The organism is Jeotgalibacillus proteolyticus (assembly GCF_050107735.1).
GTDB lineage: Bacteria > Bacillota > Bacilli > Bacillales > Jeotgalibacillaceae > Jeotgalibacillus > Jeotgalibacillus proteolyticus_A.
Window position 1 is genome coordinate 107,718 of sequence record NZ_JBNILO010000005.1, and the last position, 15,379, is coordinate 123,096.

Sequence of the window (15,379 nt, forward strand, 5' to 3'; positions counted from 1 at the left end):
TTTCCCTGTTTTTGAAAGGAGAAACGTGTTAGCTGCAGTGTACATCCTCTGTTTCTGCAAAGTAATAGGCAAATGAAGATCTCAGTCCACACTTTTTTTGATCTCAATCGTGCAATCTACATTGGAATCACCATGGGATAAGTATTTTTGGACTGTTCACTTTGTTTCAGGCAGACGTTTACTGCAGAGATTGAAGCTTGCACCAAAGTTGTTATGAACGATCTCTGGCATTATGATATTGATGAGATTACTTCAAATTACAGGAGGTGGCTCTAGATGAAGCCAAGAGTTTCTGTCATAACAATCGGAGTAGATAATCTTGAAGCATCGTTCCATTTTTACCGTGATGGGTTAGGTTTCCCAACTGATGGCATAGTGGGGGAAGAATTTGAGTATGGGGCTGTTGAATTCTTTGATTTACAACCGGGTCTGAAATTAGCTATTTGGAATCGCCAAAGTATCGCGCATGAAACAAAAGTGCAGGCAGGCAGCCCAAGTCCCACTGAATTCACCCTTGGTCACAATGTAAATAGTAAAGCTGAGGTAGATGATGTGATGACCAAGGCAAAAAACGCAGGCGCATCCATTACAGACCCCGCACATGATACATTCTGGGGTGGATATTCCGGGCATTTTCAAGATCCTGATGGTCACTTGTGGGAAGTGGTCTGGAATCCGGCATGGGATGAAGTAAAATAACCGTCAATCAGGCTGGTACTTGCCAGCCTGAGTTATTTATCATCAGCTAATTCTCTTTACTGAAAAGTGTTTAAACCTATTGTTTTTTGATCGACCGCCATAAGCTAATTAAAAATAAGACTATTCCTCTTCAAAAACCGCCCATCAAATGTAATGGGAATCCCTTCACCGTCTCTTTCTGCGTGTATATGAAGATGCGGCTCGGTTGTATTGCCTGTGTTGCCGACTTCCCCAAGCATGTCACCGCTCTCTACCTCATCGCCTTCTTCAATAGCAACAGTACCCGGTTTCATATGTGCGATCAGGACCTCTGCATCCTGGCAATCAATGATCACGTGATTTCCGGCTGGCTCCTCCACCTCAGAAGGCGGCTCTAATGGTGGAATATCATCGTACTCATCCACTGCCGCTGTCACCGTTCCTGTGCACGGACTGGATAAAGACTGACCGTAAATATGATACGCGCTATTTTCTGTCGGGGTCAGGCCATTCGCGCGCAAGCCCCATCCGTTAATCTGAAGAATATCATAGGCGTAGGCCTGGGACTGATGCGAGTGGTGATAATTGATTGCTGTGTGTGCTCCGCCTTGTCCAACAGAATAAACACCGTCTTTTAAAGGGAAATCAAGCTCGATGGCCTCGTCCCGATCACTGCTGTTGAGGAAATAACCGGAAATACCCTGACTTAAAAATACCCCGAAGTACACTGCAAGCACCACACTCAGACCTACTGAAAATTTGTAGCTGCCATCATTTTTCGGACCTTTTGATGGTTTATCCTTCACCTTCAGATACGATACAATCACTGCAATGAGAAAAAGCAGAAGCCACACGTAACGTAAATAATATAAATAGATATGCCACGGGCTGATCACAAAAATAAACCCGATAAACATCCCCACAGACAACGCTTCCGCAAACCATGAACGCCTGCTGACATGGTCGCCCTTATACAGCCGCCATATAAAATAAGCGGGCAGGAGGATATTAATGATCGCCTGAAACCAGATCATTCTAGTACAACTCCCTTCTTCCATCGGTTTTAGGTATGTACAGTAGACATACGGTTTGAGAACAAAATGGTTTCACCTTCCAATTCAGAAAGCCTGACCAGTTAGAAAAATTGTCTGTTTTCACAGCAATAATCAGGCAGACGCTCCCTTGATCTCCCTCTATGATTGAGCTTGAGGTGATGATCATGTATAAAAAAATATGGCGCAACAAAAACATACGGTATTACTTGCTGGCAGGAGGGGTTTCAAGACTCGGGGACGTTCTTTCCGGGATGGCCTTTTTGTTTCTAGCTTATGATTTAACCGAATCGAGGCTGCACGTCACAGGTATTGCCATGGCAGAGACGGTGCCCTACTTGCTGTTTGGTCTGATAGGCGGCGTGATCGCTGACTGGGTTCCCAAGAAAAAACTGCTGATCTACTTGGACCTCATCCGCATTCCCCTGATCCTTTCCGTTGTGGTCCTCTATCATTTTGGTGCACTCACGTATGTCTATCTATTTATCGTTAGCTTTCTTATTCAGAGTATCGGCTGCTTCTTTAATCCCGCCCACCGATCTATTTTGTCCCTTCTGACCGATGAAGAAAACCGGACCATTGTGAACAGCTTATACGATACCATTACCCGCGGTGTTACGGTACTCAGTCCACTGCTCACAGTTTGGCTGTTAGCTGTGTGGGGAACGATTCACTTTTTTACCGTGGATGCCATAACGTATGCAATCAGCGCGTTTTGCATCTCACAGATTCAGCTGAAGGAGCACAGGTCTGAAGGAAAAAGATCGATCAAAGCAGTCTACCGTTCCATTACAGAATTTGCTGCCTGGGCGACATCACATAGGGTGATCAGAGGGCTGTTCCTGTTTACCTTTATAACTGTTTTTTTCAACACATGGGTTTGGGAAGTGGGGCTTTTGCTTGCTCTTGCAGAAATGAGTGATCAAAGCGAAGAAGTATACAGCATCTTGCAGGGAGTATTTGGCGGTGTAGTGATTTTAACCAATATCCTTTTGCCTTATGTAGTGAAGGAAATGACGCTGAGAATGTATTTAATTGGGGCCGCGATCTGGGGAGCTGGTATTGCCTATTACGGCTTGTTTTATGATGTTAAGCATTTTTTCATCGGCTGTGCCATCGTTGGAGTCGGGCTTCCAATCGCAGGTCTTGCACGGGTTTATCTTCTTCAGACACTTGTGCCGGAAGAAAAAATGGGCAGGGCCTTCAGCTCCAATGCGGTCCTCTTGTATTTTTCAAACACTCTTTCCCTGGGGGTGTATGGCCTGCTCGCCACATTTATTTCGATCCAGCAATTAATGGCGGCAAGCGGACTTCTCATGATTGCATTCAGTCTCGCAGCTTTACTGGTTAGAACCGTGAATTCTTCGAAACTCAGCAGGCGTTTTTCCGTACACTTTTTTAACTAAATGAGTATAAGAAGAGACACTCTTAAACCCGTACTCAAGGGCAATCCATAGAATTGACTCCTTCGTATGAAATAAGGCATGCTGACTTCGAATGAGGCGGTAAAGCTGCAGCCAGGAGTAAGGTGAAAGACCAAGCTCCTCTTTAAAAAGGTGGGCAAACTGGTATTTATTCAGACCGGCTGTCCTCGCCATCTCATCCAGCGTCCAGTCTTCACGAAAGCTTTCTTTTAACGCCTGGACCACCGTTTGAACCGGTTCCCTGCTGTTTATTTCAGGAAGCTCAACCTGATGTGAACCTGCTCCATATTGCAGCATTAAAATAGAAAGCTGGGTCAGACTGTTATCAAGAAAAAACCGATTGATCGCCGGATTCCCTTCTTCATTTAACAGTAAAAAATCGCGGACAAACGTCATCCACTGCTGCAGCTGAGGATGCTTAGAAGAAAGCATCGAAAACTCGGGACTCACGTAAATATTCAATTGATCCGCCGCCTCCTTCAGGAAAGAAGGCTTCAGCTCCACCAGAAACTTTTCCTTTTCCGCACGGAGCTGCTTATGCTTTTCAAAGGGATTCATAATTAAACATTCCCCTTTTTCTATGGAGATGTCTCGGTGACGGGTCTGGTACACCCCTCTGCCAAACGGAGAAAAGATTAATTTATACGACTCATCACTTCTCCAGCTCCGCTCCCCTAAATGGTCATGGCGCATCAGCAGCAGGCCGTTATCGTTATCAAGTATCATGGGGGTTCGCTCCTAAGACTAGAAAGATAGATTAATACAATAGTTGTTTTTTCTACTAATACAGCCTTATAAATGAACCACATTTAGCACATCCAGGTTCAAACTATACTATATTTCTATCGTTCACCCGTTTGGTACGTTTTCTTATTTTTAGTAAAGAAGATATAAATGATTACTCCCAAAAAAGAAACTGCATTCAGGATGAACATACTACCATAATAGTTCGATCCATCCCCTTCTAATAAGTAAGTCAAGTACCTGGATGTGTTTAATCCAAGGACAAATAATAACGCCAAATATACTTTTCTCATATTTGCTCCTCCAAAGCCATAAACTATATCGTAAATGGTATCATAGTAAACCCATATTGTTCCAACCTCATTGTAAAAAACCCCCTCCCGTAGCCCAAAATAAAAAGCCCGGTGCTTCCCAGGCTTTATACTCGTATCTATTGCACTTCCCGCTGCTCGTGAAAGTAATGGCACGTCTTAAACTCCTCGAGTAATTCCTGGAGTCTTTCATATAAATCATTCATTTCTTTTTCATGTCGTTCCTTCAGTAAATCAAACGAGGACTTACTCACTCTAAGGTGACCGGACTGCTTTTTAACTACGAAGTTTTTACTGTTTGTCATGATCGCATCCTCCTCTAACTGAAAAGTAAATCTATTATATCAGACAATTCGATCAATTTATAAAGGATTTGTAAAAGTTTTAATTAAATTGACTTTTACGGGATTTTGTATGCTCTTTTTTGCTGAATGCTGTCCACATTTTCCCTTTGTTCTTTCTTCATCAGCCGTCCATAGATCCCAACCACGGCAATCCCTGCCAGTACTATGCATCCAGTCAGCACATATGGCGAAATGAGCCCGCTCCCGAAAATAAACAGTCCCGCAACAGCTGAACCGCCGACTGCCATTAAACCGTACAGGGATAAATACACCCCTCTTGCATGATCCGGAATGATATTGGCTAAAAGGGTCTGTTTCACTGGTATATGCATCAACTCTCCAATTGTTGCAATCAGCATGGCAATGATTAGTACGATAGGCGTGTGATGAAAGCTGATCACGGCAAAACTAAGAAAATACAGCACCGTACCCCAAAGCAGCACCGAACGATCCCTAAGTTTTTTAAGGAGATAAGCAATGAATCCTGACAGGGCAACAACGATCAATGTATTCTCTGTTTTTAAAATCCCAAGCAAATTGACCCCGCCCACCTCCACGGCAAGAAATGAAACCAATGGAACCGGATCCGCGATCTCATTTGATAAACGGATGCCAATAAAGTTGGTCAGCTGCTCATCTACAGAAATAAAAAGCAGATTGGCCACGGCCAGCGCAGCAAACGCTTTATTTTTCAGAACTTCTATATAAATATGCCACACATTCGAAATGGACTCTTTATTTCCCACAGATGTGTACTCTATTTGCGGAACCACATAGCGGTCTTTTATAAACAGGCTGGTCATGACCAGTGAAACCAAAATGATCCCTGAGACTCCGAGAAAGAGGTAAAATGAGTAGTCCTGAAATAAAAAGGCTCCAATCATTCCGCCAATTGCGAGTCCCACATTATTCAGCCAGTAGGCAAAGGTGTACACCTTCTTCCGATTATTCGGATTTGTTTCGTCTACAATCAGTGCCTGGTACGCAGGACCGCTCAAGCCTGTGCAAAAATTGACCAGAACGAATAAACCAAATGTCACATACGGAAGATCCAGCCAAGGAGAGTTCACCGCTGCAATGCAGGCAAATCCAGCAAACACAACAGCTTCTGAAAACACAATGACCTTCTTCCTTCCCTTCCGATCTGTCGCAATTCCCCCCGCCAGAGCGCCGGCTACACTTGCGAGCATCACCCCCAAAAACATAAACCCTGTCACAAAAGAACCTAATTTCTCTGCAAAGAAGATAACCACATACGGCATGACAGACATCGTCCCGAGCACCGTTAAAAATTGCAGGATCATCCGGATTTTGATCGTTCTGTTAAAAGTAAAAAAGTCCAAGCAGCTCACCTCTCTTTTATTATGATTGATTGATCAATCATTTTAGTGGTTAAAAGCAGACCGATTACGGCTTAGCGTATCGGTCCAAATAACCGGATGGCAAACGGAGCAAATTCTTCCCAAAGATCTTGATCCGGCTCATCCACAGCCGTTAATCGAATGCCCATCAAAAAGCTGATATAGGAGCCTGCTGTAAGGAGTGGATCACCCTTTTCCAGCTGCCCATCCTTTTGTCCTTTTACAATTAATAAAGAAAGCTTTTTGCGAAATTCATCATGAAATGCATTCAATTCCTCAAACTGTTTGGCAAAACGGATTTCCTGGCCAATTACCTGCACGACTAGACGCAAATAAGTGCTCAGTCTTGAAAACAACTGAATCTGAGTGCCGACCAGCCACTCAATTTCAGCCAGCGCATCCTCTGCTCCTTCATCAAAATTCAGCACTCCTGCCTTCAGCTCCTCCATCGGCTCCATCACCGCATAATGAAACAGCTCCTCCTTCGTCGAAAAATAGGTAAACACACTTCCAAAACTGACCCCCGAAGCCTTCGCCACCTTCGAAACCGTCGTATCATTAAAACCCTGCTCCGAAAACAGAAGAACAGCCTGCTCCAAAATCTTTGCCCGCTTTTGCTCCATCCTTTGCTGCTGGTCTTTTGATGTGGACAATTTGGGTCACTCCTTTAGGTTATTTATTTTTATGATTGATTGATCAATCATAATTATAACATAACAAAATTTAGAGATTAAAACTAGTTTTAAAGAATTGATCTTAACACAATGGGTTTAATAAATAGGATGTAATTTCACTTCGGCATCCAAAAATCACTATATCCATTCTCAACAGTATAATGGTAAAGAGATTCTAACTTGTTAGAAGCATAGACCTTCATATCCTCCCTAACTTTCACTTGCTGCACCGTTAGAAATTCCTGATTACGATCAATCAGTGCGGATAAATAGATATCTGAAGCAAGCTTATCATTTTTAGAAAGATTGCATCTGCTGCACGAAATCACCAGATTCCATAGCTGATCTGCCTGCACAAAGCTCCAGGGAATAAAATGATCCACATGTGCTCCACTCTTGTTTTTGATCGTTTTCCCGCAGTAAAAACAAGTCCCTGAATAAAAAGATGACAGAATTTCATAAAACTGATTTAGGGATGAACGCTTAGATACATTCTCCACCTTAACCAGTAAGCCTCTGGTATCTTCCTGATCATTAAATTTCTCTAAAAATAAAGCTAGCTGATAGTTTGTGAGGTAAGTGACGATCTTTTGAAACCGTTGCATGAAAGCATAATAGGAAGCATTTAACTGAAGCACATCTTTTTTATTGTCAAAATTATAGATGGTACCTGCTGTATCGCCATAAAGAGCTCCCATCACATTGATCTTGCAGCGCCTAGTAACAGTCGTTATGATTTTAAGCTGAAGTTCGTTAGACAGCTTATCAAAGACAAACGATGAATCGATGCCATGCTTTGCTTGAAACTCTAAGAGTATCTTATGTACCTCTGCCTGCTTGCCTGTCATGTTAATCTGATTCAGCTTGTGATGGACCACAAGATTCCAATATATCCTCGTAAAGCTGCCGAATAAGTTGAAATATTTCAGTTCGAAATTCTCGTTTATATTATAGAGATTTTCTATTATAGCTTTTACTAATACAAACTTATATGTAGTGGAATTTCTAGATTTGCTCGAAAAAATGTAATTAAAATGACTCCAGATTTCCTTGTCCGTTACGTAGGAAGCTTTCATTTCTCCAACTTGTAATTTGTAGCTCATGGCCCCTCCTTTTAAGAGTCTAATCAAACTTAATCCTCTACTTCTAAGAGATATATTTTCTCACTAAACCCTCCGCGCATTTTAATTTTTTCTTCACGGATTCTTTGTATATCCTCGCTTGTTGCCCCATAAGCAGCGGCTGCCGCGTATACTAATTCTAAGATATCTGCCAGTTCTTTTAATGCCTCTTCATCTTCTTTAGCTTCTATATACTCTTCCAGCTCTTCCTGCATTTTATTTTTTATTTCGTTCAAATACTGATCGTCGTCCAGTGTTTTCACAGAATAGCTCTTGCCCGATTTCTCAATGATTTTAGGAATATAATCTCTCACTAATTTATTATAAATTGGCATGTAAAAATCACCTTATAATACCTATTTTATACTATTGTATCACCCTCTGCTAGAAACTGGATAAGCGACTATGTAAACCTAAGTAAATATATAAAAACGGCAGTTTATTGAAGGAATTAAAATTGTTATTTCTACAATAAAAAAGCCCGCAAACGAGAGCCCCTCTCTCTCATTTCCGAACCTTTTTTCTCTTTATCTAATACGTAAGTTCCCGCTCTTTTACCACTTTCAAATAGGTATAAGAATCTTTTATATAGCTTGCATAGTAGCGTGATTTTGAAAATGAACTCATCAGGTGTTCAAAAATGTATTTGGGCACTCTATAATAATCGAATGTCCCCGTGCGAAATTGGATGCGCAGAATCTCATTAAATTGATCGTAGCCGACTGCTGTAATTAGAGAAGATTTAACAGGACGCATTTCCATGTTTCTTCACCGCCTTTACTGAATTTAGTGGTTTTGTTGATGTACTTCATACCAAAAGGGAAGGTTGCACTATTTTTCTCTATCTATAAGATTTCCCTTTGCTTTTTGGTTCCCCCAAACCCGTTAACCCTATTATAAATGGGGTTTGAACATTTCGAAATAGACTCGACAGAACCTCTTATTTTAAGACAAAAACAGAACTTTTTCCCTTATAGAGACAGTGAAACAAATCCAGCGGCAGACTCTACTCCACTGTCAAGCTTTCCTTAACCACGCACCTTCGCATAGATATATGTGTCTGTCAGTCTTTTCCCGTCCACAGAAAGGTCTTCATTTCTAAGAATCCCTTCCAGATCAAACCCAAGCCTTTCTGCCAGGCCGCGGCTTTTCAGGTTTTCTTTTTCACATTGAATTTCCACTCTTACGCAGCCCAGGTCTGAAAGGGCAAATTGCGTCAATGCCCCGACCGCTTCTGTCATCAGTCCTTTCCCGCTCATCCGCGTGTCCATCCAGTACCCTAATTCCACTTTCGGCATCTCCCATCTGATGTTGTGAAAGCCGGAGGAACCGACAAACTCTCCTGTTTCTTTTTCAAAAACGAGATACCTGAGTGCTTCTCTGGATAAAAATTTACTATGCGCTTCCCTTGTGTTGAGTTCCGTTTCTTCCACAGTTGGCAGGCTTTGAGCAAACCCGAGCCAGTTCCGCAGCTCATGAATGGAATGACGGATGGCTTCATTCACTTTTTCTCCGTCTCCCGGCCGTGGCATCCGCAGCACTAATCTTTCTGTTTCTATTCTCTCCGGTATTTCAATAAATAATGGATTCAATTTAATCCCTCCCTTTTTTGTACAACAAAAAAACTCCCGCCCCCCAAGATAAAATTATCTTGAGGGCGGAAGTTTCCGCGTTACCACCTCAGTTTATTGATACATCACTATATCAACCTCATCAGGTACGGCCAGGTTTCAGCGTATACCTTATCTCTGTAACGGGAGATCCCGTCGCATCATCCTCTGCAAAAACAGATTCCCTGCGCAGCTCCAAGTCTTTGTTCAGCAAGCCCGTCTCCCTCCTTCCCAGCAACCGGAGTTCTCTTTGTCAACGCAGCCCTGCCTACTCTTCTCTTCCCAGCCTTTTTTCTTAAAATTACAACTATTTTGCCACAGAGAGCTTTTAACGTCAACCCTCATTTTTGAGATCAGTACGTCGCTATTAAGAATGCGAGGTTAGGGGAAATTTAACATCCCCCTCAAATAAAGATTTCTGGGTTAAATAAAACAACGCATCCTCACCATTATTCTTTTTCTGAACGCTCAGACCATCAATAGCCCTAGGTTCAAAATGAAATACAATCCGTTCAGTCGTTTTGATAGCTGCACGGCTTACTACTTCACGCACATCCTGCTCGTTAAGCGAAATCACATCGAAAATATGAAGCACTTCTTCCTCCTGTTTCATGAGAACAATCGTTTCCAAGTCCTTAATGTAGTAAATTGAATCAGGAAATGCGATAAGAAAATAGAACATAAGCAGTTCCTGATTATCCTTCACGGCACTCGTACTTTTGTGGATCCAGCGGTTTTTCGCAAAGCTTTCCAGCAGCTTGAGGTCGTGATCCACGCTTAGTTTGATCAACTCTTTATCCTTCACTTTTATCTGACTGTTCTTGAAGAATAAACTATATTCGCATTCATCCACTCTGGTAAAGCCAAACTTAGGATAAAAATCGAGAACCGATTGATTGGCAAAGAGGTAAATAAGATCCACACGGTCTTGATACAGCTCCAGAATATGATCCATTAACTTTTTGGCAAGCCCCTGATTCCGGTAGCGTTTATCCGTCATGACCGTCCCGATTTGAATCGCCTGGTGCGTGACCTGATTCATTTCAATCGTCATTTTGTAAATAGATGCATTGGCAATGACTTCCCCTTCTTCATTTAAAAAAGAAAAAGGAAGGTACTTGTCCGTCCAGTAGCCATGGGCAAACCATGGATCAAAATCCAGCTGAAACGTTTCCTGTGCTAAACGATTAAAGCTCTCTCTCAGCCGATCATTGTCGCGATAATCGCTTACTAATCTATACGCCTGCATGAAACTTCCTCCATTTGGGGCTAATTAGATCGCTATTTCCCCATGAAAATCCTCTTTAATTTCTCCTCTTCTGCCAATGATAATTGCAGACGTTCCTTCCATTCTTCAAAAAGATCGGAAAACACGGTAAGCAGTTGGCAATAATTGTAGGCAGCCGAAAATGCACTCTGAAGGGGTCTATTCTTCGTAATCGGAACAGACTCTCCTAAAGTTGAAATATAGCACACACTAAATTCCGTACCTTCTTGAATAATATTAATTGCGCCCTTTGTTTCTTTGTTAAATGAAAATAGATTTTGATCAAACTGCTGCTCTAATAAATCAATGCCTTCTCCAGGTTGATTTATATTTCTCAACTTGTTTTTCATTTCCCGGTCAAAGTCAGATTGCTTATGTTCATATACTTTTTTTACTGCTAAATAAAGCCCTAATAATCCTGGTTCCTCACGAGGAAAAACTGCTTTTAAAAACTTCTTATCTCTTTGAGTTTCATAGAGCTTCCATTCTTTCTCTGCATGATTTCCTACCAGATGGTACCCTCCATCAAGATTAGGACTTCCATCCGGATTATTAGGGTAAAGTAGAATGACTGTTTCTCCGTTTCCTTCTCTTTTCTTTACACTGTATTTATCGGACATCGTGTTTTTAAGATCAACGAACTTCATGATCCACCATCCTTAGCATACTGATCCACCAGAATTTCTAATTTATCTAATTTAATGATAAGTGGATCATCATAATTATTTGGTAAGTTCGTATCTAAATAGGCCCGTAATGCACCCTTTAAATTTAGTGACGTCTTCTCCCCATCCCGTTCATTCTTTAATCGATCGGACGCAGTGATGACTCTTTTTTCAAGCATATGATAATAGCTGTGAGGTGTGTGCTCGATCCTTGACTGAACCAGATCTAATACGAGTTGCAGTTGATTTTGAACGGAACTTTTTTCACATTGAGGCATCGTCTTTTCTCCTATTTAAAATATTCTTAAAAAAACAGATAAATATCATCATCTGTGAATTCGTCTCTCAAATGATGCAATTCCAAAAGCGGTGACAGCCTTTTCTCGAATAAGTACAACTTGTAAATTGTTGTGAAGGCAAAAAACAGAAGACTTTCATTTTCAATAGGGAGAGTCGATTTCACACATTCTCCTTCATCATTTAGAAAAGAAATGACGGTGTGATTATCATCCTTTTTATCTAATCGGATTGCTTTATTCTTACCTTTCGTTTCCCCTTTCGCCAGATAATAGGGAGGAATGGCTAATAAAGACATAGCTCTTTGAAGCTCCTCCTCATCAAACGTATCGCTATATATATCAACTTCAGGATGTTGCGAAATAAATTCTTGAATATATTTTAAAAAATAATGAGAGGATAACCGATCGATAAAGAAATATTTTGCTCCTTCTTCCTCCGCGTTAAACTCTTTTCTTACTTTTAAATACGGATTGTTTTGTCTTTCAACCATAAATAATCCGTACAGCCACTTTTCTTCACTCTTTTTTAATTGATAATAGCTTTCGTATGGCCGGGGCTCTTCTTGAAGGACATTATGTTTAAGAATCGTTGAAATGCCTTCCTGACTTAAAAGTTCCGCTGCCTGCTTCATATTCACAGCCACTCACCTCATTACTCATTTCATATTTAAACCCTTCACTTTAACAATCTATCACAAGGCTAATCCGTCGATTACTTTAATTTCCATAGGTATAGCCAAAAAAGCCAGTTCACACAACAATGAATGAACTGGCCTTTTATGTAATCATGTAATTCTTTAAGCTGTTATCCGATTAAGAATGTTAGATTGGGGTTTTCTTAGATAAATAGAAAAATATCCTCATCTGTAAATTGATCTCTCAAATTATAGGATTCTAAAAGTGGAGATACCTTCTTTTCAAATAGGTATAACTTATAGACTTTTTTGAAAGCAAAGAACATAACACTTTCATTCTCAATGGGAAGGGTTGATTTCACAGTTTCTCCTTTCTCATTTACAAATAAAATGACAGTATGGCTATCACCCGATTTTTCTAATACTATTGCTTTATTTGTTATTTGATTCTTATCATTTGCTAATAGAGTAGATGGAATAGACAATAAAGACATCGCTTGTCGAAGTACACGCTCATCAAACGTATCCCCATATATATCAACTTCAGGATGCTGCTTAATGAATTCTTCAAGATATTTTGAAAAATAGTGAGTGGATAACGTCTGTAAAAAGAAATACTTAGCTCCTTCTTCCTCTGTATCAAATTCTTTTCGTTTTTTAAAATATGGATTGTTTTGTCTTTCAACCATCCAAAAACCATATACCCATTTGTGTTCATCTTCTTTTAATTGGTAGTAATTATCATATGGTGAAACCTCTTCTTGGAGAGAATTATTCTTATAAATCATAGATTTACCTTCACGACTTAATAGTTCTGCAGCCTGCTTCATATTCAAATCAATCACCTCTTTATTCAATTTCTCTAATGTAACCCAAGTCTTTCAAATTTTGGACTGAAGCTTCAAACATTTCACCTGTATCTGTATCCGCTATTTCGAAATTACCCGTATAATATTGTGTCCCACCTCCAAGTCGATCAAACCATGGAGCAGCGACTCCGCTTTCCACATTAAAGGGACGTATTATCTCATATCTATAGTAAGGCATTTCATCACTGTGTAAAGCAAGAGCCCTTTGTTCATAAGGAACACCTTGTGGAGATAAAAATTTGCCACCTTCGTCTCCGTATCGATCTATGATATGACCTTTATCTAGTTTTACAGTTTCACGAATTCCCTCAAAACCATCATTCGGAGGCCAGTTAATTTCTCCTGTTTCCTGGTTATAATATTTCGGATTATCAAACGTTTCTTTATATTTTAGATACTTCTCCTCATTAGGAGCATATTTCCAGCCTTCTAACTTTTTTTGATCTGCTTCACTAATTCCCTTGATATCTCCTGCTGCATCATTTGCATGACTGGATGTTGAAGGATTACCACCAACGTCATTCAGATGTTGTCTCTGTCCATTCACCATCACGACCTGCTCCGCTTTTTCACTATTATGTGGAGTGATCCGGTTAGCCAGCGTCGATAAATGGGCAGTTGCATTACTCAGTTGCGAAGTGACATGCCTAGAGCCGGATGAGATCGTGCTGCCAGCAGATTTCATATCCTGGAGGACGTTTGTCGTCCCTCTCATAGCAAACGCCGTTCCACCTAGTAGCAGCGTGCTTTGAAGTAAACTTGCATTCCGCTGTTCATCTGTCAGTTCGTTGCCCATCAGGTCGCGTCCTGTTATGTATTCTGTCATTCCATTCGCACTGACGAGTCCGTAGATCCCAAACTCTGATTTTTCAAGTGCGCTTAATGATTTAGTCGATTTATAGGCATCCAGAGAATGAGTGGCTGCATTGACTCCTTTAGAGGTATTGTATATAGCTTTTCCGCCTTTGACCAGCCTGCCTCCCCAGCCGACAACGGGGATAAATCCTGCTGCGGCTAATGCTGCTGCGGTAGCGCGCTGCGTTTCTGACAGTTCTTCACCTGTTACAGGGTCAATTCCTGTTGCTGCCCGTTTGCTGTCGTAATACCCGCTGATTTCCCCTACAAATACGGTTCCCGTGTCCCAGGCTTTTTCATACCAGGGCCTCGCGTCAAGCTCTGCCTGTTTTGCCTGCGCTTCCCGGACTTGCTGCTGCTCTTCTTTATAGGTGATGTAGTCCACACTTCGCTGCTGAACTTCATCCTTTACCTGATACAACTCGCCTGCTTCAATAGAAGCTGCATTAAAGGACATGGGAACAATAGATGCCCCTTGCATCGTAGCATTCACGAGCTCATTAAAGCGACCGGAAAGATAGATTTGTCCTTCTTCTGACAGCTCATATTCACTAACAAGCGACTGATCGTACTCCTCTACTGTCTCCACGGTATCCAAGCGTGATTGTTTGGCGTCTTCAAGCGACATTTCCATCTCGGTTGGAGAGTAGGGCTCAAGCGAAATCAGGTCGCTGATGCTCGATAGAACAGCGGATAAATCCTCATGCTGCAGACTTAACATTTGGGTGGATCTGATATGAGCAGTCTGGAGATCGCTGTCTGCAAAAGGAACATCAATAAAAGTATTGCCGCCTAGCGTACGGTCCTCTGCCATGGCTCCCACATCACCCATAAACGCAATCTGTTGCTCTGCCAATTGAATCCATAATGTCACAATCTCACTTTGATGGCGGTAAAGATCCTTAATATTGGTTGCGCCTTCTCCTTCAAACGCATCCCCAAGCTCCGTCACCACCAACATCTTTTCCCTAAGTACCACCAGCTTTTCCTTGAAGCTCTCATACTGGCTCACGCGTTCCTCCATCGTGGTCTGCAGAGCTTCTGCATCATATCGGACTGTTTGAGACATTGCTTCACTTCCTTTACCACTTGGACTATTTCTTCCAGTTTATAGTTGGAACGTTTAGCCAGGCAATCAGGAAACTGTCAAACTAGAAAAATAAGTCATTATACCCATAGTTTACATTCTAAAATCAATAGAATACTAGTTTTAGGATTAGTCTGTACTCGTGCGGTCTACTCTACGGTTAATGGGTATGAAGTTTATGTACCGGATGATGATAAACCTCCGATGACATTGAAATCTGATGACTGTATATCTGATACATCTTGAGATTTTTTAACCATGTTAAGCACCTTCTTTTACCTTTTTATTAAGAGCTCCACCATCGAACCAGGCCTCTCTAGCTGTTCTTTCTCCAGCATGCTAATCACGTTTTGGATGGATTCTTCTAACCTTTTCATATTCCA

At 41.3% G+C, this 15,379-nt stretch carries 18 protein-coding genes; 2 read left to right on the top strand and 16 right to left on the bottom strand.

Annotation, left to right across the window (positions count from 1 at the left end; translation table 11 throughout):
• The first annotated feature begins 276 nt into the window (after positions 1-276).
• Positions 277-699 carry a VOC family protein gene (locus ACQCT8_RS09670; RefSeq protein ID WP_426870550.1) on the top strand — a complete coding sequence of 141 codons (423 nt, stop codon included), beginning with the start codon at positions 277-279 and terminating at the stop codon, positions 697-699.
• Between the two features lie 104 nt (positions 700-803).
• On the opposite strand, the gene ACQCT8_RS09675 is transcribed toward ACQCT8_RS09670, so the two are convergent.
• Positions 804-1,712 (bottom strand): M23 family metallopeptidase, encoded by a 909-nt coding sequence (locus ACQCT8_RS09675; RefSeq protein WP_426870552.1) that lies wholly within the window; start codon positions 1,710-1,712, stop codon positions 804-806.
• Between the two features lie 185 nt (positions 1,713-1,897).
• On the opposite strand from ACQCT8_RS09675, the gene ACQCT8_RS09680 reads away from it, so the two are divergent.
• Positions 1,898-3,136 (top strand): MFS transporter, encoded by a 1,239-nt coding sequence (locus tag ACQCT8_RS09680; protein WP_426870554.1) that lies wholly within the window; start codon positions 1,898-1,900, stop codon positions 3,134-3,136.
• Here ACQCT8_RS09680 and ACQCT8_RS09685 read toward each other — a convergent pair.
• The 15 genes from ACQCT8_RS09685 to ACQCT8_RS09755 form a co-directional block, all read right to left on the bottom strand.
• A complete protein-coding gene (locus ACQCT8_RS09685) occupies positions 3,071-3,880 on the bottom strand; it encodes a helix-turn-helix transcriptional regulator (protein WP_426870556.1) in 810 nt (269 codons plus the stop codon). The two genes, ACQCT8_RS09680 and ACQCT8_RS09685, sit on opposite strands and share 66 nt — an antisense overlap.
• Before the next feature lie 116 nt (positions 3,881-3,996).
• Positions 3,997-4,191 (bottom strand): hypothetical protein, encoded by a 195-nt coding sequence (locus tag ACQCT8_RS09690; protein ID WP_426870558.1) that lies wholly within the window; start codon positions 4,189-4,191, stop codon positions 3,997-3,999.
• Between the two features lie 137 nt (positions 4,192-4,328).
• Positions 4,329-4,514 carry a hypothetical protein gene (locus tag ACQCT8_RS09695; protein WP_278240768.1) on the bottom strand — a complete coding sequence of 62 codons (186 nt, stop codon included), beginning with the start codon at positions 4,512-4,514 and terminating at the stop codon, positions 4,329-4,331.
• 95 nt (positions 4,515-4,609) lie between these two features.
• Positions 4,610-5,896: an MFS transporter gene (locus ACQCT8_RS09700; RefSeq protein WP_426870560.1), complete on the bottom strand. Its 1,287-nt coding sequence runs from the start codon at positions 5,894-5,896 to the stop codon at positions 4,610-4,612.
• 71 nt (positions 5,897-5,967) lie between these two features.
• Positions 5,968-6,567 (bottom strand): TetR/AcrR family transcriptional regulator, encoded by a 600-nt coding sequence (locus ACQCT8_RS09705; protein WP_426870562.1) that lies wholly within the window; start codon positions 6,565-6,567, stop codon positions 5,968-5,970.
• 137 nt (positions 6,568-6,704) lie between these two features.
• Positions 6,705-7,691, bottom strand: a complete 987-nt coding sequence (locus ACQCT8_RS09710) for an HNH endonuclease (RefSeq protein WP_426870564.1) — start codon at positions 7,689-7,691, stop codon at positions 6,705-6,707.
• 29 nt (positions 7,692-7,720) lie between these two features.
• Positions 7,721-8,044 (bottom strand): nucleoside triphosphate pyrophosphohydrolase, encoded by a 324-nt coding sequence (locus ACQCT8_RS09715; RefSeq protein ID WP_426870566.1) that lies wholly within the window; start codon positions 8,042-8,044, stop codon positions 7,721-7,723.
• Positions 8,045-8,240: 196 nt separating this feature from the next.
• Positions 8,241-8,471, bottom strand: coding sequence for a KTSC domain-containing protein (locus ACQCT8_RS09720; RefSeq protein WP_278240776.1), 231 nt, complete (start codon positions 8,469-8,471; stop codon positions 8,241-8,243).
• Between the two features lie 266 nt (positions 8,472-8,737).
• A complete protein-coding gene (locus ACQCT8_RS09725) occupies positions 8,738-9,301 on the bottom strand; it encodes a GNAT family N-acetyltransferase (protein ID WP_426870568.1) in 564 nt (187 codons plus the stop codon).
• A gap of 385 nt (positions 9,302-9,686) precedes the next feature.
• On the bottom strand, positions 9,687-10,568 hold the full coding sequence (locus ACQCT8_RS09730; RefSeq protein WP_426870570.1) for a GNAT family N-acetyltransferase: 882 nt from the start codon (positions 10,566-10,568) through the stop codon (positions 9,687-9,689).
• A gap of 32 nt (positions 10,569-10,600) precedes the next feature.
• Positions 10,601-11,233, bottom strand: a complete 633-nt coding sequence (locus tag ACQCT8_RS09735; RefSeq protein WP_426870572.1) for a hypothetical protein — start codon at positions 11,231-11,233, stop codon at positions 10,601-10,603.
• Complete coding sequence (locus ACQCT8_RS09740; RefSeq protein ID WP_426870574.1) at positions 11,230-11,529, bottom strand: hypothetical protein; 300 nt, start codon at positions 11,527-11,529, stop codon at positions 11,230-11,232. The genes ACQCT8_RS09735 and ACQCT8_RS09740 overlap by 4 nt, the downstream gene beginning before the upstream one ends.
• A 26-nt stretch (positions 11,530-11,555) precedes the next feature.
• The gene (locus ACQCT8_RS09745; protein ID WP_426870576.1) at positions 11,556-12,188 is read right to left on the bottom strand and encodes a hypothetical protein; all 633 of its coding nucleotides are present in this window, start codon (positions 12,186-12,188) and stop codon (positions 11,556-11,558) included.
• A 200-nt stretch (positions 12,189-12,388) separates the two neighbouring features.
• Positions 12,389-13,021: a hypothetical protein gene (locus tag ACQCT8_RS09750; RefSeq protein WP_426870578.1), complete on the bottom strand. Its 633-nt coding sequence runs from the start codon at positions 13,019-13,021 to the stop codon at positions 12,389-12,391.
• 13 nt (positions 13,022-13,034) lie between these two features.
• Entirely contained in the window at positions 13,035-14,978 is a 1,944-nt protein-coding gene (locus ACQCT8_RS09755; protein WP_426870580.1) for a T7SS effector LXG polymorphic toxin, read from the bottom strand.
• Positions 14,979-15,379 lie beyond the last annotated feature (401 nt).